Here is an 18,306-nt window from a genome sequence, read left to right as displayed (position 1 = left end):
CCCGCGCCACCCCCGCGGGCCCTCACCTCCGGGGTTTACCCGGCCCGGCCCCCTCCGCCGGTTGGGGGCCGGCCGGCTCCGCGCTACGGACGGCGGGCGGCCGCGCCGGCCACCGCCTTCCCCGGCCGTCCGTGCTGGGGAGCGGAACCCCGCGACCCGCCCCACAGCTTCATCGACGGCCGCTCCACCGTCACGTGCAGCAGCTTGGCGGCCACCAGCACGACGGCCGTGAACAGCAGACTGACGGCGATGCCCACCGGCAGGCTGTACGGCTTGTGCCCGGCCAGCAGCTGCACGCTGTAGATGAACACGATGCCCTGCACCAGGTACCAGGCGAAGGACACCTCGCCCAGCCAGGTCATCACCCGGCCCCGGAACACCGAGGGCAGGCCCCGGATGTCGGCCACGGCGGCGGCCGGCACGAGCAGGGCGATCGGGATCACGCAGGCCGCGCCGAGACCGTACAGGTACGGCACCCGCAGGGCGACCGCGTAGCCGACGGCGAGCAGCGCGAACGCGTACGGCAGGGTGACGCCGATCCACCGGCCGGTCAGCACGACCCGCGCCATCAGCACGCCGAGCACGAACTCCAGCATCCGCACCGGCGGGAACTGGTAGACGAACCAGTTCTGGACGAGCGACACCGGCATGCCCGGGAACGCCGAGCCGCCCGGCAGCACCGCGTACGCGAACACCGGAACGGCCAGGACCAGCGCCATGACCCCGGCCACCCAGCGCCACAGGTGGGCCGGGTCGATCCGGCCGGTCCAGCGGTGCAGCGCCGGGAAGCACAGGTAGAAGAGCAGCTCGCAGGCGAGTGACCAGCTCGGTACGTTGACGCTGAAGGACACCGACGGATCGGGGAACCAGGCCTGCACCAGCAGCAGGTTGGGCAGCCACTGGTGCCAGGTGGAGGTGGCGGCCGCGAAGAGCACCATCGCCAGGGCGAAGGTCACCAGGTGGTTCGGGAACAGCTTGGCCAGCCGCCGGCGGACGAACCGGCGTGTCGTGTCACCCGGCCGGGCGGACCAGGCGAGGACGAATCCGCTGAGCACGAAGAAGAACGAGACGCCGACCCAGCCGCTCAGGCCGAACAGCCACCCGGCCTGCTTCGCCACCGCCCCGCCGAACGGCGTGAACTGAGGAAGCGTCAGATGGTAGAGGAACACCGCGAGGGCGGCGGCGAAGCGCAGGCCGGTCAGTGAGGGCAGTGCGGATGCCCGGGCTCTCTCGGCCTCGGCGTTCCGCTCCAGTGTTATCAGTGCCATGAGGATGTCTCCTTGTCTCGGGTGTCCCGCCGCGTGCCGGTACCGGCCGTGGCGGGCTGGGGGCTGGGGGCTGGGGGCTGGGCACAACGACGAGAACCGCCGGCGACGAGTGCGTCGCACGGCGGTTCTCGGGGTCGTGGTGGTAGGGCGGCGCCGGAGACGGACTCCGAATCGGCCGCAGGCCGGTCCTTCGGCCAACGGCCTTGTCCCGGCGACGGTTTGACGGCGGCCGCAGGGCGCAGGGCGCGGGGCTGCCGTCGGGGAGAGCGTGACAGCAGCCCGACGCCGGCGTCAACCCTTCGGCCCCACCGGTCCGTTCGGTCTCACAGTGCGGTCCGGTGGCCCTCCAGCGGGGTGAGCAGGGCACGGCAGACCATCCCGACCGAGCCGTCCAGCGCCGCACTCACCGCGGCGTAGGCGAGCGGCACCGGCCGGAGCTGCCAGAGGGCGAGCACACTCGCCCAGGCCGCCTCGCGCGCCTTGTCCACCGACCAGACCCCGCAGACGTGCAGCAGCGGGTCGGCGGCGTCGAGCAGGCCGCCGTCGGGCAGCAGCGACTCCCGCACCCCGCCCTCCACCCGGGCCAGCAGGTCGTTCACCCGGTGGTAGTCGGCCGCGACGTCACGGGGCTCCAGGCCCAGCCGGCGGCACGTGTCGACCACGGCCAGCGGCAGGTCGTGCTCGATGTGGGCGTTCATCCCCGCCAGGGCGAACTGCAGCGGGTGGATGCCCGGGTGCCCGCGCAGTTCGAACAGCGGCCGCCAGCAGGCGGGCGGCCGTCGTCCGGCGGCGGCCGCGTCCACCGCTGCCAGGTAGCGGCCGGCGAACAGGGCGTCGAGCGTGGTGACGGCCGCCGGGTCGTCGAAGAACGCGGCCGCCAACTGGTCGCGGACCAGCTCGGTGACGGTCAGGTACATCCCGTTGAAGACGCCCAGCCCGTCGCCCGCAGGCAGCGCGGCGCCGATGCCCCGCATCCGGTCGACCACCTGGCCGACCGTCAGCACGCCGTCCGTCACCTGCGTCATCGCCCACCCCGTCCAACAACCGGTACCGGATTCCCAGGATCGTAGGATGAACGGCAGCAAGGGAAGAGCCCGTGCGGGTGTGTTTCCCGGCCCCTTTCCGCCCACGCCGCGCGGGCCTCACCCGGCCGCGCCCGGCCTACCCGATGTCGACCACCCGGGCCCACCCGGGCGGCGAGTCCGGCACGTGGTCGGGATCGTCCTCGTCCCACGACGGGCCCGCGTGCCGGCGGGGGAACAGGCCCGCCACCGTCCGGCACGGCGGCCGGGTGGCCGGCCAGGGCGTCTGCCCGTCGGTCAGCACCACGATCACGTCCGGCCGGCTCTGCGCGCGCAGCGCCCGGGCGAAACCCGTGCGCAGATCCGTGCCCCCGCCGCCCAGCAGCGGGATCCCCTCGGCCCGGCACAGCGGGTGCACGACCCGGACGTCGGCGTCGCAGGACAGCACGGTCACCAAGTCCCGGCGGCCGCCCACGGCACGCGAGATCGCGGCGACCTCCAGCAGCGCGCTGCCCAGCTCGGCGTCGCTGACCGACCCGGAGGTGTCGACGATCACCGAGACCCGGGGCGGCCTGCGCCGCAGGCTCGGCAGCACCGCGCCGGGCACCCCGGCCGAGCGCCGCGACGGCCGGCCGTAGCTGTAGTCCTCGCCCGCACCCGAGCCGGAGACGGCCGAGCGGACCGCCGCCCCCAGCAGGGCCCGCCACGGCTGCGGCGGGTGGAACGCCTCCTCCGCCCACCGCTTCCACCCCCGCGGAGTGCTCCCCGGACGGCCGGTGATGCCCTGCGCCACCCGGAACCGGACGGCGTCCCGCTCCTGGTCGCTGAGGCCGTCCGCGCCCTCCGCCCCCAGGTCCCACTCCCGCTCCAGACCGTCGGCGCCGCTGCCGCAGTCCAGCCAGACCAGGCCCTCGGTGAGCCGGCCCAGCCGGAACCGGCGCAGGTAGTCCTCCATCAGCTCCCCCTCGGGCAGCCCGAGGTCCCCCGGGCGGATCGCGCACTGCGGCTCCGCCAGGCCGTCGCCGAACGCGTCGTCGTTGATCTCGCAGTCCGCGGCGATGTTCATCCGCAGCCGTTCCCCCGGGCCGGTCAGCCCGCGCTCCCGCGCGACCCGGTCACTGCGCCCGTGGTGGTCCCGCAGCAGGTGCGACACCTCGTGCACCCACACCCCGGCCAGTTCCTCGACCGGCGTGCGGGCCACGAAGGCCGGCGAGACGTAGCAGCGCCAGTGCCGGTCGACGGCCATCGTCGGCACCCGCCGCGACTCCACGGCGTGCAGGGCGAACAGCGCCGTCGCCAGGTAGGGCCGGGCCCGGGCCGCCTGCAGCCGGGCGGCGAAGAGCTTGCCGAGGTCCAGCGCCGGTGCGCCGGGCGCCGTCGCGGGCCCGGTCACCGGCCGGCCCGCACGGCGACGCCGGCCGCCACCCGCTCCGCCGCCCGGTCCGCCCGCCGGGACAGCGACACCGCTCCGGCGAGCCGCTCGATCGACGCCGGGACGTCCCAGTCCTCCCGGCGCAGCGCGGCGAGGGCGGTCGCGGGGACGACCACGAGGTCCGGCGGACCGGTCTCCACCGCCCGGACCAGCAGCGCCCACGCCGCGTCCCAGCGGGGCCGGTCCGGGAGCCTGCGGACGGCCTCCACCACCCCGTCGAGCACGGCCTGGCGCAGATCCCCGCGCTCGGGCAGCGCGGCGCCCGCCGGGTCGGCGAGCAGGGTCTCCGGGTCCGGCAGGTCCATCCGGTCCAGGCAGGCCAGCAGTTCCAGCCCCGGACCGTCCCCGACCGTGCCCCGGACGAGCAGGGAGAGGACGTCCCGGGAGGATCCGGCCGCGGTCGCGAAGGCGGTCAGGCACAGGGCCATCTCCCAGCTCCGGGGCGACGGCCAGGGGCCGCCCCGCCGGGTCTCGCCGCTGGGCAGCCGGTGCACGAGCGCCGGACGGGCGGCGAGCAGCCCGCACACGGCGCGGCGGGCGGAGGCCACGGCCTCGGGCAGCCGCTGCGGGTCGAGCCGGGGCAGCGTGGCCCGGGGCCACGTCCCGCCGAGGCCGCGGACCACGACGTCGTGGTCATGGGTCCACTGGAGGTGGACGAAACGGTTGGCGAGCGGCGGGCTCAGCTCCCAGCCGTCGGCCGCCGAGGAGCGCGGGTTGGCGGCCGCCACGATCCGGACTCCGGGCGGCAGTTGAAGGGAGCCGATCCGCCGCTCCAGCACCAGCCGGAGCAGGGCGGCCTGGACGGCCGGCGGCGCGGTGGACAGCTCGTCCAGGAACAGCAGCCCCCGCCCGGCCCGGACGAGTCGCACCGCCCAGTCCGGCGGGGCCATCGGGACGCCCTGCTCGGCCGGGTCGTCCCCGAGGACGGGCAGCCCGGAGAAGTCGGACGGCTCGTGCACGCTGGCGATCACCGTGGTCAGCGGAAGGTCCAGGGCCGCGGCGAGCTGGTTCAGCGCCGCGGTCTTGCCGATCCCCGGCTCGCCCCACAGCAGGACGGGCAGGTCGGCGGCGACGGCGAGGGTCAGGGCCTCCAGCCGGGTGTCGGGGCGCGGTTCGGTGGTGGAGTCGCGCAGCATGGCCAACAGTGCTCCGGCGACGTCGAGTCGGGAGGCCTCGGCGGGTGCGGAGGTCGCGGCGGACGTGATGTTTTCGGGCATGTTCGATCACCTGTCGGTTCGTGGTGGGTGCCGGGGGGCGTGGCCCGGGTCAGCGGCCGGTCGTGCGGCGTGGGCGTCGAGGGTGCAGGGGGAGACGGTCGGGGCCCGGGCCGGCCAGACCCGACCGGTACAGCCCGTAGGTGATCCGCCGCAGCGCCGCCGCCTCCAGTTCGTCCCGCAGCGCGCCGCTGCGCAGCACCGCGCCGGGGCCGAGCAGGCCCTCGACGACGGCCAGCGCCCCGGCGGTGTCGCCGTGGTCCAGGCGTTCGCGGACGCCGGTGAGGCAGTCCGGACGGCGGTGCGCCGCGTCGATCGCGCGCAGGCAGGGCAGCGGGGTGCCGGTGAGGGCGACCAGCAGCTCCTCCCGGCGGAGCTCGGCCGGGTCGTGGTCCAGCGGCGTCAGCACTCCGTCGACCAGGCCGATCCGGTGCCGGGCGCCCCGGCACTCCACGACGCGGGGCTGCCCGGCCTCGTCCGGCACCGGGGCCGGACCGGCCGGCGCGTGGCCCGGTGCCAGCGCCGAGGCGACCAGCGGGTGCAGCCGATCGGCCCCGATGGCACCGCTGCGGAGCAGTTCCAGATCGGGTGGCACCCAGGTTGCCGCGTCCGGCAGGACGGGCAGGGCGGCGCCCGCGGTGGCCGCCGCCGCGAGCCGCAGGACGGGCGGGCCGGTACCGTCCCGGTCCGCGGCCAGGTCGAGGACCAGCCGGTGCCGCCCGCCGAGCCGCACGGTGACGCTGCGGCCGGGCCGGCCGTCGGCGCGGAGCAGGAGTGCCGCCTCGGCCGCCCACCGGTCGACGGCGCAACTGCGCCCCGGCGGGAGTGCTTCGAGGATGTCCGGCAGGCCTGGTGCGGAAGGCTCCGGGCTGTCGGCGCCGGAGCGGGCCCGCAGTTCGGGTGCCCGGCCGGCGTCCCACAGGTGGCGGTGCAGGTCGAGCCGGAACCGCTGGTCGGGATGCGGGGGACGACGGCCGCCGTCGGCGGGCGTCCCGTCCCACAGCCCGAGGCTGATCCGCTGACCGGCGTCCGCCCAGGCGGGCGCCGTCCGGGCCACCAGGTGCACCGGGCCGCCCCCGCCGGCCCTGTCGTACCGGGCCAGCGTGCTGGTCAGGCCCGGCCGGAGCAGCCCGTCGGGGGCGATCCTCGGCAGGTGCCAGCGCAACAGGTCGGGAGCAAGCCGGCGGAGATCGGCCCGGACACGGGCTGCCAGCTCCCGGCCGTGGGCGCGCGCCACCGAGCGCAGGTCGAGATCGACGTCGAAGCCCGCGGCGGCGCAGGCACCGCCCCAGTCCCCGGCGGAGCGCCGGGCGGTCGCGGTCTCGATCATGGAGGGCGGCACGGCGTACTCACGCACGCGCAGCCAGAAGGAACGGCGGGAGTTCCCGTTCGCGAGGTGAGTGAGCATCAGCACTCACCTTGCGCGGACGGTACCCCCGATCTCGGAACGGAGTGAGTAGTCATCGCGGGGAGCGTAGCGCCCCGGCTCCGGGCCTGCCAGGGGTTTTCGGCGCGTCCGCGCGGGGCGGACAACACGCCGGTGGCGCGTGTCCCCGGCGTTGTCGGTGGCGCGTGCCAGCCTTGGCCGGGACTGTCGGGCAACTGAGGGGCGGAGCGTCATGGGTACGAAGGCGAGCGGGGCGTTCGAGGTCACGTCGTGGGAGCCGGAGGTGATCGACGACGCGCCGGGCGCCGCCCTCGGCCGGGTCACCCTCGCGAAGGCGTTCACCGGGGCGCTGACGGGCAGCAGCACGGTCACCATGCTGACGGTCGCGGACGGCGCCGGAGCCCCAGTGGTGTACGTCGCCGTCGAGCGGTTCACCGGGGAGCTGGACGGCCGCAAGGGCTCCTTCGTGCTCCACCACAGCGCGCCGGGCAGCCACGGCGAGCGGCTCGCCGTCCGGGTGGTGCCGGGCACCGGCTCGGGCGAACTGGCGGGCCTCACCGGCACCTTCGAGATCCGTCAGGACGACGGCGCGCACTCCTACCTGCTGGAGTACGAGCTGGGCTGACCCGCGGCGGCGGGCCGGCCCAGCCCGGATCCTCAGGACGCCGGCATCAGGACGGTGTCGACGATGTACACGGTCGCGTTGGCCGTGTGCACATTGCCGCACAGCACCTTGGCGTTGCCGTTGACGGTGAAGGCCTCACCGGAGCCGGCCACGGAGAGGGCGGAGCCCTCCAGGGTGTTGTGGCTGCCCGCCAGCGCGGTCGGCGCCAGGCTGTCCGGGGTGACGTGGTAGGTCAGGATCTTGGTGAGCTGCGCCTTGTCGGCCAGCACCGCGTCCAGGGTGGCCTTCGGCAGCTTGGCGAACGCGTCGTTGGTCGGGGCGAAGACCGTCACGCCCTTGGCCGAGTTGAGGGTGTCGACCAGGCCCGCCGCCTTCACGGCCGTCACCAGGGTGGACAGCAGCGGGTTGTTGGAGGCCGCGGTGGCGACCGGGTCCTGCGCCATGCCGGTGAAGCTGCCCGCGCCGTCCTTCGGCACGGCCGCGCAGGCGGCGCCGAACGGCTCGCTCACGGCGGCCGCCGTCGCCATCGGGGTGGTCGGCGCGGATGCCATGGACGACGCGGCGGACGAGGCCGATGATCCGCTCTTGGCACTCGACGAGGACGAGTCGCCACTGCTGCCGCAGGCGGTGAGACCGAGGGTGAGGGCGCCGGCGGCGAGCAGGGCGGCGGCGGCGCGGGTGCGGGTGCTGGTGACGGACATGGTGGTCAACTCCTGTTGGGTGGCCGGTTCCGGGCAAGGCGGTGCCGTGGCCGTGGCCGGCGGAAGGTTGCTGTCGGGCGGATTCGGTCGAGAAGTGGTCAGACGACGGTCACCACGGTGCTGTGCCAGCCCGTGGCGCCGCTCGGGTAGGGGGTCGCGCGCGCCTGCGGCTGGACGGCCCCGGTGGCATCGGTGGCGCGGACCTGGAGGGTGTGGGTACCGGGCCGTGCGCCCGTCCAGTCGTAGCTCCACTGGCGCCACAGGTCGGGCCCGGCGTCGGCGGCGAGGGTGGCCTCGGCCCACGGGCCGTCGTCGACCCGGACCTCCACCGCGGCGATCCCGCGGTGGGTGGCCCAGGCCGTCCCCGCCACCGTGACCGTCCCGGCCGGGAGCCGGGCGAAGCCGGCCGGCACCTCGATCCGCGAGGCCGTCCGGACGACGCCGCTGCGGTCCCAGCCGCGCTGGACCCAGTACGGGTCGTACGCCGCGAAGGTGGTGACCTCCAGGTCGACCAGCCACTTGGTGGCGGAGGTGTAGCCGTAGAAGCCGGGCACCACCGTCCGGCACGGGAACCCGTGCGCGACCGGGAGCGTCTCGCCGTTCATGGCGACGGCGAGCAGTGCCCGGCGGCCGTCCAGCACGCCGTCCAGCGGCGTGCCGATGGTCATCCCGTCCTTGGAACGGCCGACCAGTTGGTCCGCCCCGGCCCGCACCCCCGCCTCGCGGAGCAGCGCGGGCAACGAGGCGCCCAGCCAGCGGGTGGTGCCCAGGTACGGGCCGCCGACCTCGTTGGAGACGCAGGACAGGGTGTGGTCCAGCTCCTCCAGCGGTCGCCGCAGCAGCTCGTCGAAGCTGATCAGCAGCGGCCGGTCCACCAGGCCGTGCACGCGCAGGGCCCAGCGGCCCGGGTCGATCCGGGGCAGGGTGAGCGCCGTGTCGACCCGGTAGAAGTCGGCGTTCGGGGTGACGAAGGACGACAGGCCCGGCACGGCGGGGTGCACGGCGGCCGGCAGCGCTGGTACGGGCAGCAGGGGCGGCGGTATCCGCACCGCGAGCCGCGCCCCGCTGACGTCCTCGCGTGCCCGGGACAGCTCCCGGCCGCCGTAGCCGGCGATGGCGGCGAACGCCAGGGTGCCGCCGGTGGCGACCAGGAACTGCCGCCGGCCGGGGCCCGGCCGCTCCGCTGCGCCCTCCGGCCCGGCGGCGGCCGCAGCCGCCGCCCGCCGGTAGCGGCCGGCCAGCAGGACCAGCACGGCCGCGCCGCCCAGCCCGGCGGCCAGTGACGGCAGGACGTACGAAGGCCCTGCCGTGCTCCGCGAGAGCGCGGCCCAGGCACCGACCCCGCCGAACGCGACGAACAGGGCGGCGCCGGCCCACCGGCGCCGCACCGCGATCAGCCCGGCCAGGACGGCCAGCGCCGCCAGGGTCAGGTAGATCCCGCCGAGCAGCACCGTCTTGTCGTTGGTGCCGAAACTGCGGATCGCGTACTCCTTGAGCGGAGTCGGCGTCAGGTCGATCGCCGCCGACCCGACCGCCAGTGCCGGGGCACTCGCCGGGCCGGTGAAGGCCGACACCAGTTCGCCCAGCGCGATCGCCGAGGCGGCCGCCGCCACTCCGACGGCCGCCGCGCCCGCCGTGCGGGCCGCCAGGGCTCGCAGGCGTCGCGGACGGGATCCGCCGGGGGTGTCCGGCGTGCTGCCGGTCTCGTTGCTCACACCCCCCATTCGGCGCCGCCAGGGGGCCGGATGGGTGCGGATCTCGATCTCACTCCTACGAGTGAAATCATGCCTCTGAGCTGGGAGTTGAAACAGGGTCCGGTGCGCCGGCGGCGTACTGGGCGCGGGCCCGGGCGGCGATGTTGCGCGCCATCCCGCCGAACACCACGGCGTGGAACGGCGCCACCGACCACCAGTAGGCGTGCCCGGCCAGCCCGAGCGGGTGGAACAGCGCCCGTTGGCGGTAGACCGCTCCGCCGTCCTCGCCCGGCTCCACCCGCAGCTCCAGCCAGGCCGGCCCCGGCAGCCGCATCTCGGCGCGCAGCCGCAGCAGCCGCCCCGGCTCGATCTCCTCGACCCGCCAGAAGTCCAGTGAGTCCCCGACCCGCAGCCGCGCCGGATCGCGCCGGCCGCGCCGCAGGCCCACCCCGCCGACCAGCCGGTCCAGTTGGCCGCGCAGCGCCCAGGCGAGCGGGAAGGAGTACCAGCCGTTCTCGCCGCCGATGCCCTCCACCACGTCCCACAGCGCGGCCGGCGGCACGTCCACCGCCAGCTCCCGGTCGTCCTCGTACAGGCTGCCGCCCGCCCAGTCCGGGTCGGTCGGCAGCGGGTCGCTCGGGGCGCCCGGCAGCGAGGCCGAGGACCACCGGGTGGCCACGTCGGCGTCCTGGATGCGCTTGAGGGCGAGCCGGACGGCCTCGTCGAAGCCGGTCAGGCCGCCGGGCGGATCGGGGGAGTACGCGGCGATGTCGTGCTCGCCGCAGACCACCTCGTGCCGCAGCGACTCGACCAGCGGCCGGGCCAGCCCGCTCGGCACCGGCGTCACCAGGCCGACCCAGTGGCTGGACAGACTCGGCGTCAGCACCGGCACGGGCACGATCACCCGGCGGGGCAGGCCCGCCACCCGGGCGTAGCGCAGCATCATCTCCCGGTACGTCAGCACGTCCGGCCCGCCCACGTCGAAGCTGCGGTTGACCCCGGGCGGCAGCAGCGCGCAGGCCACCAGGTACCGCAGCACGTCGCGGACGGCGATCGGCTGGATCCGGGTGCCCACCCAGCTCGGCGTGACCATCACGGGCAGCCGTTCGGTGAGGTGGCGCAGCATCTCGAAGGAGACCGAGCCGGAGCCGAGGATCACGGCGGCCCGCAGCTCCGCGGTCGGCACCCCGCCGCCGCGCAGGATCCGGCCCACCTCGGCCCGCGAGCGCAGGTGCGGGGAGAGCTCGGCGTCGGGTACGCCGGCCGGCACGAGCCCGCCGAGGTAGACGATCCGCCCGACGCCGGCCTCGGCGGCGGCCCGCCCGAAGGCCTCGGCGGCGTCCCGGTCGCGCTGCTCGAAGGACGGGCCGGTGCCGAGCGCGTGCACCAGGTAGTACGCGACCTCGACGCCCTCGAACGCGGCGGGCAGCGTCCCGGGGCGGGTCACGTCGCCCTTGACGCTCTCCACCTCGCCCCGCCACGGCAGGTCACGCAGCCGTCCGGGATCGCGGACCAGGCAGCGCACCCGGTGGCCGGCGGCCAGCAGCTCGGGGACGAGCCGGCCGCCGATGTAGCCGGTGGCACCGGTCACCAGAACGGTGCGGTGCTCGCTCTCTGCGCGCTCGGGCATGTCTGGTACCTCCGGGTGGGCCCGCCGGGCGGTGGTGCGTCAGCCTGATGATCGCCGCCCGGCGTGATGTCGGCCATCCGGCGCGGTGGCTCCCGCCGGCCCGGCCGGCCCGGGTCGCGGCGGCGCCGCCACCGGGTATTCGGCGCCGCGGGCTGGAAGGATCGGGTGCGGCGGCACAGCTTGCCGGGAAATCGCACACCGCGGCCAATCCGCGTGGACACCGGCACCGAACAAGGGGAGCCAGGCCCCCGTGTACGGTTCCGGGCCCGGTGCGAAGTCCGTCCCGATGCCCCACAGGAGGCCCGCCATGCCCGCGACCCGAGAGCAGGACCGCCCGCCGGCCCTGCGCCAGCGACCGACGGTGCGGGGCGCCGGCTGTCGGGGGGTGGCGCGGTGAACGCGGTGGTCCACCTCTCCGGTCCGCAGCGCCGCGGACCCGACCTGAAGGAGCTGCTCGCCAAGGTCTCCTTCGGCGACCAGGACGCCTTCGGGCGCCTCTACGACGCGGTGGCCGGGCCGGTGCTCGGCCTGGTCCGCCGGGTGCTCAGGGACCCGGCGCAGTCGGAGGAGGTCACCCAGGAGGTGATGCTGGAGATCTGGCGCTCCGCCGCCCGCTACCAGCCCGAGCGCGGCGAGGTGATGGCCTGGGTGCTCACCCTCGCCCACCGCCGCGCCGTCGACCGGGTGCGCAGCGCGCAGGCCGCCGCCGACCGCGACCGGCGGGCCGCCGCCCAGGCCCACGTACCGGCCTACGACGAGGTCGCCGAGCAGGTCGAACACCGGCTGGAGCGCGAGCAGGTCCGGCGCTGCCTGAAGATGCTGACCGAACTCCAGCGCGAGTCGGTCACCCTCGCGTACTACCGGGGCTGCTCCTACCGGGAGACCGCCGAGATGCTCGGGGTGCCGCTGGGCACCGTCAAGACACGTATGCGGGACGGACTGATCCGGCTCCGCGACTGCCTGGGGGTGGGGTCATGACCACGGCCGCAGATCTGCACACGCTCACCGGTGCCTACGCCGCCCACGCACTGCCGGTGGGGGAGGCCCGGGAGTTCGAGCGCCACCTGGCACAGTGCCCCGCCTGCACCCTGGAGGTGCAGGAGTTCCGGGCCGCGCTGGCCCGCCTCGGCGCGGCCGAGACGATCACTCCGCCGCCCGAACTGCGGGCCCGGGTGATGACCGGCATCGGCTCCGTCCGCCAGCTCGGCCCGGGCGGCGACCCCGACCACGACGAGGCACCGGCCGCCGGGCGCCGCAGCCGCTTCGCCCGGTCCTGGCCCAAGTTCGCGCTGGCCGCCTCGGTGGCGGTCGCCGTCGGCCTCGGCGGCGTCGCGGTCAACGAGCACCAGGCGGCCCAGCAGGCCGAACAGCAGGCCGCGCAGGTCCGGGACCAGTCCCTGGCGTTCAGCTCGCTGCTCACCGCGCCGGACGCCCGGACCACCACCGCCACGGCCGGCACCGGCGTCGGCACCGCCGTCTGGTCGCAGAGCCGGGGGCAGGCCGGATTCCTCGCCGGCAACCTGCCCGCACTGCCGCAGGGCAAGACGTACCAGCTCTGGTTCGACGACGCCGGCACGATGCGGCCGGCCGGCCTGCTGCCCTCCTCCAGCGGAGCCGTCCTGCTCAGCGGGCCGATCGGCGGCGCCGCCGGGATCGGCGTCACCGTCGAGCCGTCCGGCGGGTCGCCGGCGCCGACCAGCACGCCGGTGATGCTGATGCCGTTCGCCTGAGCGAATTCCCCGCCCTCGCCAATCCGTTCCGCCGACTGCTCCGAACAGGGGGTGTCCAGGGGAAATGGAGGCCCTCCCGCCACCGGGAGGGCCCGAGGGATCGGAGGGGCGTGCGTGAGCGTGCCCGAGCATGCCGCAGCGGCCGTGGTCGCGGGTGACGAGGCCGGAGGGCGCCGGGCGCGCCACCGCGAGCAGCGCGGCCGGACGGCGGTCATCGGCAGCGGAGTGGCCGGCCTGACCGCCGCCTACCGGCTGCAACTGGCCGGCGCCGAGGTCGAGCTGTTCGAGTCGGACGAACGGCTCGGCGGCCACGCCCACACCCAGGAGGTGACCGGCGCCGACGGGCGGACGATCCCGCTCGACACCGCCTTCCTGGTGCACAACGAGCGCACCTACCCCCACCTGGTCGAGCTGTTCCGCGAGCTCGGCGTCGCCACCCGGGCCAGCGAGATGAGCATGTCCGTCGACTGCCGGGGCTGCGGCCTCCAGTACGCCGGCGCCCGCGGCCCCGGCGGCCTGCTCGCCCGGCCCGCCCTGGCGCTGCGCCCCGACTACCTGCGGATGCTCACCGAGGTGCCGCGCTTCCACCGCCGGGCCCGGCGCCTGCTGGCCGACACCCGGCCCGCCGCGGACACCGTCACGCTCACCCGGTTCCTCGCCGAGGGAGGTTTCTCGTCGTACTTCACCAGCCACTTCATGACGCCGCTGGTGTCCGCCGTCTGGTCCTGCGCCCCGGACGTCGCGGGCGAGTACCCGGCCCGCTACCTGTTCGCCTTCCTCGACAACCACGGCCTGCTCGCGGTCACCGGCTCACCGACCTGGCGCACCGTCGTCGGCGGCTCGCGCACCTACGTCGACAAGGTCGCCGCCCGGCTGACCGCCGTCCGCCGGGCCACGCCCGTCCGCGCCGTCCGCCGCCACCCGGACGGCGTGGAGATCACCACGGCGGCGGGGGAGCGGGCCGGCTTCGACGCCGTGGTCATCGCCACCCACCCCGACCAGGCGCTGGGCCTGCTGGCCGACCCGACGGCCGCCGAACGCGAGGTGCTCGGCGCGTTCGGCTACTCGCTCAACCCCACCGTCCTGCACCGCGACGCGGGACTGCTGCCGACCGCGCCCCGGGCCCGCGCCTCCTGGAACTACCGGATGGCCGACTGCTCCGGCCGCGCCGACCGCGTCCAGGTCAGCTACCACCTGAACCGCCTGCTCGGCCTGGACACCGCCGAGGACTACGTCGTCACCCTCAACGAGGACCGGGACCACCCCGTCCCGCCCGGGCAGGTCCTCGCCCGGATGGCCTACCGCCACCCGCTCTACACCCCCGCCAGCGTCGCCGCCCAGCGCCGGCTGCCGGAACTCACCACCGCCCGCACCGCCTACGCCGGGGCCTACCACGGCTGGGGCTTCCACGAGGACGGCTGCCGCTCCGGCGTGCTGGCCGCCCGGGCACTGGCGGGGGTGAGCGTACGGTGAGCCCCGGCACCCGGCTCCCGCCCGACCGCGCCCGTGGTGCGGGCGCGGCCCTCTACGACTGCCGGATCAGCCACGTCCGCACCGGCCCCGTCCGGCACGCCTTCACCCACCGCACCTACCTGTGGCTCATCGACGTCGACCGGCCGCCCCGGCTCCCCGCCCCGCTGCGCCCACTGGCCCGCTTCCGCGCCGAGGACCACGGCGCCGGCGGCCCCGGGCCGCTGCGCCGGGGCGTCGAGGAGTACCTCGCCGGGCAGGGCATCGACCTGGCCGGCGGGCAGGTGCTGATGCTCGCGCACGCGCGCTCGCTCGGCCACGTCTTCAACCCGCTCACCGTCTACTGGTGCCACGCGCCCGACGGCTCGCTGCTCTGCACCGTCGCCGAGGTGCACAACACCTACGGCGGGCAGCACCGGTACCTGCTGCGCGCCGGCACCGACGCAAGCGCCGCGGTCGCCAAGGAGTTCTACGTCTCCCCGTTCTTCCCGGTGGACGGCGAGTACCTGATGCGGATGCCCGCCCCCGGCGCCGTGCTCGACCTGACCATCCACCTGCGGCGCGCCGGCGCCAGGGCCTTCACCGCCCACCTGCACGGCACCCGCAGGCCGGCCACCACCCGGGAGCTGCTGCGGGCCGCCGTCCGCCACCCGTTCTCCACCCTCGCCGTCTCCCTGCACATCCGCTACCAGGGCATCCGCCTGCTGCTGCGCGGACTGCCCGTCCAGCCCCGCCCCGCCTGCCCCGCGACCGCCTCCCACGCCAAGGAAGAAGCCCCGCTGCCGTGACGACCTACAGCACCTACCGCCCCGACCGGGCCCCCGGACGGCCGCAGGCACTGCCGGCCGAGAACCCCGAGGTCGACCTGCTGCGCTGGCCGGACGTGGCCCGGGTGCCGGGCGGCCCGGTACGCGCCGCCGTCGCCGCCCGGCTGGTCCGCAGCATCGCCCGCCGGCTCGGCCTGCGGGTCGAACTGCCCGGCGGCCGGACCCTGGTGGCCGCCCCGGACGGCGCGCCGACGCTGCGCCTGCACCGGCCGTCGGACTTCCACCGGCGGATCGGCGCGGGCGGACTCATCGGCTTCGGCGAGTCCTACCAGGCCGGCGACTGGGACTCGCCCGACCTGGTGCCCCTGCTCACCGCGCTGGCCGCCTCGCCCGGCACCCTGGTGCCGCCCCGCCTGCAGGGCCTGCGCCGCTGGCACGCCCAGCGCCCGCCGGCGGCCGAGCGGCCCAGCCCGGAGAACGCGCAGCGCAACATCGGCCGGCACTACGACCTCTCCAACGAGCTGTTCGCGCTGTTCCTCGACCCGTCCATGACCTACTCCTCGGCACTGTTCCCCACCGACGTCGCGCAGCTGCCTCGGGTCGAATGGGGAGCCCTGCAGCCCGGCCAGCACCGCAAGATCGACCGGCTGCTCGACCTCGCCCGGGTCGGGCCCGGCAGCCGCCTGCTGGAGATCGGCACCGGCTGGGGGGAGTTGGCGCTGCGCGCCGCCGACCGCGGTGCGCACGTGGTCACCCTGACCCTCTCCGAGGAGCAGCGCGCCCTGGCCCGGCGGCGGATCGCGGACGCCGGCCACGAAGGCCGGGTCGACGTCCGGCTCTGCGACTACCGCTCCGCCGAGGGCCGGTACGACGCGGTGGTCAGCGTGGAGATGATCGAAGCCGTCGGCCGGCCGTACTGGCCCGCCTACTTCGCCACCCTGGACCGCGTCCTCGTCCCGGGCGGACGCGCCGCCCTCCAGGCGATCACCATGCCGCACGAGCGGATGCTCGCCAGCGCCGGCACCTACACCTGGATCCTCAAGTACATCTTCCCCGGCGGGCAGATCCCGTCCACCGAGGGCCTCGCGCAGAGCGCCGCCGAACACACCGGCCTCCGGCTGACGCACAGCCAGGCCTTCGGACCGCACTACGCGCAGACCCTGCGGCTGTGGCGCGAGCGGTTCACGGAACGGGCCGACGAGGTCGCCGCCCTCGGCTTCGACCACGTCTTCCACCGGATGTGGGAGCTGTACCTGGCGTACTCCGAGGCGGGCTTCCGCACGGGCTACCTGGACGTCCAGCACCTGCTGTTCACCCGCGAGGAGCAGCCGTGAGCGCCCGGACCGCAGCCGGGGCGGCGGCCCGGTGAGCGGCGTGGACGCGGGCGCACTCGTGATCGGCCTGGCGGCCACCCTGGGCGCCGCGCTCGCCGTGATGCTCGCCGCCTTCGCCGTCGGCGCGCGCACCGGCCGCCACCGGGTGGTGGACGTGGCCTGGGGCCTCGGCTTCGCCGCGGTGGCACTGACCGGCTACGCCTGCTCCGCCGGCCACGGCGATCCGGGGCGCCGGCTGCTCGCGACGGTACTGGTGGTGCTCTGGGGGCTGCGGCTCGCCGTCCACATCGGCCGCCGCTCGCGCGGAGCACCCGAGGACCCGCGCTACGCCCGGATGCTCGCCCGCGCCCCCGCCGAGCGCCGCACCGCGTACGCGCTGCGCAAGGTCTACCTGCTCCAGGCCGGCATCCTGTGGTTCGTCTCGCTGCCCGTCCAGGTCGCCCAGCAGCTGCCGCAGCCGCCCGGCCCGCTCGCCTGGGCCGGCACGGCGCTCTGGGCCGTCGGCCTGTTCTTCGAAGGCGTCGGCGACCACCAGCTCACCCGGTTCAAGGCCGACCCGGCGAACCGCGGCCAGGTGATGGACCGCGGCCTCTGGCGGTACACCCGGCACCCCAACTACTTCGGGGACGCCTGCGTGTGGTGGGGCCTGTTCCTGCTCGCCGCCGACTCGGCGCTCGGCCTGGCCACCCTGCCCAGCCCGCTGCTGATGACGTACCTACTGGTCAACGGCAGCGGCAAGCCGATGCTGGAGCGGCAGCTGAGCGAGACCAAACCCGGCTGGGCCGAGTACGCGGCCCGCACCAGCGCCTTCCTGCCGCTGCCGCCGCGCCGCAGGTGACCTCACCGCTCCCAGTGCAGCGCCAGCATCGCCGCGTCGTCGTCCAGCCCGCCGTCGGCGTACGCCCGGACCTCCGCGAGCAGCTCGTCCAGGACGTCGCCCGGATCCCGCCCGGCCAGGGCCGCCAGCCGCTCCGCCAACGGGAAGAACCGGTCGGCGGCGTCCCGGGCCTCCGAGACGCCGTCGGTGTACAGCAGCAGGAGATCACCCGGCAGCGGCTCGAAGCCCGCCGCCGCGTACCGGCCGCCGACCAGGCCCAGCAGCGACAGCGGCGGCGCGTGCTCCGGCGGCTCCAGCTCCCGCACCCGGCCCGCCCGCAGCAGCATCGGGTGCGGGTGCCCGCAGTTGACCAGCTCGACGGGGCCCGGCCCGGCGGGCACGCCGGCCAGCACCGCCGTGACGAACCGCCCGCCCCCCGGGCGCGGGCGCCGGGCGAGCGCCGCGTCCAGCCTGCCCGCGAGCACGGGCAGCTCGGGCTCGGTCCTGGCCGCCTCGCGGAACACGCCCAGTACGTCCGCCGCCGTCTCCACCACCCCCAGGCCGCTGCCCTGCACGTCCCCGAGCATGATCCGCAGGCCGTCCGGCAGCTGCACCACGTCGTACAGGTCGCCGCCGATCCGGGCCTCGGCCGCGGCCGCCGCGTACCGCACCGCGATCCGCACCCGCCCGGAGCGCTCCGGCGGCGGGCGCAGCAAGGCCCGCTGCGCGGCCTCCGACACCGTCCGGACCTGCACCAGCTCCCGTTCGCGGGCCGCCACCAGCACCACGTTCGCGGCGCTCGCCAGCGTCGCCGCCAGCACCGCGATCAGTGCGGTGACGTGCACCGACACCGCGACGCCCGAGTTGGTGAGCGCGAGCAGCACCACGGCTGCCGTCGCCAGCAGGCCGGCCAGCAACGGCACCCTGGCCGCCCGGGTGGTCGCGCCCGCCAGCACCGGGACGGCCGCCAGCACCGGCGACACCGTCGTCCCCGGGCCGGACACGACGTCGGCGACGACCCCACCCGCCAGCAGCACGTACGCGGCCGCCAGCAGCCGCCGGGCCCGCCTGGGCAGGTACGGCGGGAACGGCGCGTCCGGCAGGGCGCGGCCGGCCATGGCATCACTCCTCGGGAGCGGCAGACGGGCCGCTCCCCACACCGTCCACTCTCTACCGCGCCGCCGGGCCCGGCCACGCCGGGAACGCCGGGCCCGG

General features: G+C 75.9%; 16 protein-coding genes. 7 read left to right on the top strand and 9 right to left on the bottom strand.

Annotated features, from left to right (window positions below; genetic code table 11):
* Window positions 1-83: 83 nt before the first annotated feature.
* The 5 genes from ACFUK0_RS35170 to ACFUK0_RS35150 all read right to left on the bottom strand — a co-directional run bounded on the left by ACFUK0_RS35170 (window position 84) and on the right by ACFUK0_RS35150 (window position 6,344).
* On the bottom strand, window positions 84-1,268 hold the full coding sequence (locus ACFUK0_RS35170; protein ID WP_380257189.1) for an acyltransferase family protein: 1,185 nt from the start codon (window positions 1,266-1,268) through the stop codon (window positions 84-86).
* 323 nt (window positions 1,269-1,591) lie between these two features.
* Window positions 1,592-2,293: a DUF5995 family protein gene (locus tag ACFUK0_RS35165; RefSeq protein ID WP_380257187.1), complete on the bottom strand. Its 702-nt coding sequence runs from the start codon at window positions 2,291-2,293 to the stop codon at window positions 1,592-1,594.
* Between the two features lie 136 nt (window positions 2,294-2,429).
* Complete coding sequence (locus ACFUK0_RS35160) at window positions 2,430-3,683, bottom strand: VWA-like domain-containing protein (RefSeq protein ID WP_380257185.1); 1,254 nt, start codon at window positions 3,681-3,683, stop codon at window positions 2,430-2,432.
* On the bottom strand, window positions 3,680-4,939 hold the full coding sequence (locus ACFUK0_RS35155) for an AAA family ATPase (protein WP_380257183.1): 1,260 nt from the start codon (window positions 4,937-4,939) through the stop codon (window positions 3,680-3,682). The genes ACFUK0_RS35160 and ACFUK0_RS35155 overlap by 4 nt, the downstream gene beginning before the upstream one ends.
* A gap of 49 nt (window positions 4,940-4,988) precedes the next feature.
* Complete coding sequence (locus tag ACFUK0_RS35150; RefSeq protein WP_380257181.1) at window positions 4,989-6,344, bottom strand: hypothetical protein; 1,356 nt, start codon at window positions 6,342-6,344, stop codon at window positions 4,989-4,991.
* 211 nt (window positions 6,345-6,555) lie between these two features.
* Between ACFUK0_RS35150 and ACFUK0_RS35145 the strand changes: the two genes are divergently transcribed.
* Window positions 6,556-6,948: a DUF3224 domain-containing protein gene (locus ACFUK0_RS35145; protein WP_380257179.1), complete on the top strand. Its 393-nt coding sequence runs from the start codon at window positions 6,556-6,558 to the stop codon at window positions 6,946-6,948.
* A 32-nt stretch (window positions 6,949-6,980) separates the two neighbouring features.
* On the opposite strand, the gene ACFUK0_RS35140 is transcribed toward ACFUK0_RS35145, so the two are convergent.
* The 3 genes from ACFUK0_RS35140 to ACFUK0_RS35130 all read right to left on the bottom strand — a co-directional run bounded on the left by ACFUK0_RS35140 (window position 6,981) and on the right by ACFUK0_RS35130 (window position 10,973).
* A complete protein-coding gene (locus ACFUK0_RS35140) occupies window positions 6,981-7,649 on the bottom strand; it encodes a fasciclin domain-containing protein (protein ID WP_380257177.1) in 669 nt (222 codons plus the stop codon).
* 98 nt (window positions 7,650-7,747) lie between these two features.
* Window positions 7,748-9,373, bottom strand: a complete 1,626-nt coding sequence (locus tag ACFUK0_RS35135; RefSeq protein ID WP_380257175.1) for a molybdopterin-dependent oxidoreductase — start codon at window positions 9,371-9,373, stop codon at window positions 7,748-7,750.
* Between the two features lie 58 nt (window positions 9,374-9,431).
* On the bottom strand, window positions 9,432-10,973 hold the full coding sequence (locus tag ACFUK0_RS35130) for an SDR family oxidoreductase (RefSeq protein WP_380257173.1): 1,542 nt from the start codon (window positions 10,971-10,973) through the stop codon (window positions 9,432-9,434).
* 393 nt (window positions 10,974-11,366) lie between these two features.
* Between ACFUK0_RS35130 and ACFUK0_RS35125 the strand changes: the two genes are divergently transcribed.
* From ACFUK0_RS35125 to ACFUK0_RS35100, 6 genes are all read left to right on the top strand, one after another.
* Window positions 11,367-11,951 carry a sigma-70 family RNA polymerase sigma factor gene (locus ACFUK0_RS35125; RefSeq protein ID WP_380257171.1) on the top strand — a complete coding sequence of 195 codons (585 nt, stop codon included), beginning with the start codon at window positions 11,367-11,369 and terminating at the stop codon, window positions 11,949-11,951.
* Window positions 11,948-12,703, top strand: a complete 756-nt coding sequence (locus ACFUK0_RS35120) for an anti-sigma factor domain-containing protein (protein WP_380257169.1) — start codon at window positions 11,948-11,950, stop codon at window positions 12,701-12,703. Before ACFUK0_RS35125 ends, ACFUK0_RS35120 begins: the two co-directional genes overlap by 4 nt.
* A 213-nt stretch (window positions 12,704-12,916) precedes the next feature.
* The gene (locus ACFUK0_RS35115; RefSeq protein WP_380257191.1) at window positions 12,917-14,176 is read left to right on the top strand and encodes an NAD(P)/FAD-dependent oxidoreductase; all 1,260 of its coding nucleotides are present in this window, start codon (window positions 12,917-12,919) and stop codon (window positions 14,174-14,176) included.
* Entirely contained in the window at window positions 14,173-14,961 is a 789-nt protein-coding gene (locus ACFUK0_RS35110) for a DUF1365 domain-containing protein (RefSeq protein WP_380257167.1), read from the top strand. The genes ACFUK0_RS35115 and ACFUK0_RS35110 overlap by 4 nt, the downstream gene beginning before the upstream one ends.
* Complete coding sequence (locus ACFUK0_RS35105; protein WP_380257165.1) at window positions 14,958-16,274, top strand: class I SAM-dependent methyltransferase; 1,317 nt, start codon at window positions 14,958-14,960, stop codon at window positions 16,272-16,274. The genes ACFUK0_RS35110 and ACFUK0_RS35105 overlap by 4 nt, the downstream gene beginning before the upstream one ends.
* Window positions 16,275-16,305: 31 nt before the next feature.
* On the top strand, window positions 16,306-17,112 hold the full coding sequence (locus ACFUK0_RS35100; protein WP_380257163.1) for a DUF1295 domain-containing protein: 807 nt from the start codon (window positions 16,306-16,308) through the stop codon (window positions 17,110-17,112).
* A 2-nt stretch (window positions 17,113-17,114) separates the two neighbouring features.
* Here the strand turns inward: ACFUK0_RS35100 and ACFUK0_RS35095 are convergent, their stop codons facing one another.
* Window positions 17,115-18,209 carry a PP2C family protein-serine/threonine phosphatase gene (locus ACFUK0_RS35095; protein WP_380257161.1) on the bottom strand — a complete coding sequence of 365 codons (1,095 nt, stop codon included), beginning with the start codon at window positions 18,207-18,209 and terminating at the stop codon, window positions 17,115-17,117.
* Window positions 18,210-18,306 lie beyond the last annotated feature (97 nt).

The sequence above is a fragment of the Kitasatospora sp. NPDC057223 genome (assembly GCF_042669755.1).
In the GTDB taxonomy this organism is placed as follows: Bacteria; Actinomycetota; Actinomycetes; order Streptomycetales; family Streptomycetaceae; genus Kitasatospora.
Note: the sequence above shows the minus strand (reverse complement) of the source record. Positions and strands in the feature narration are given on the sequence as shown.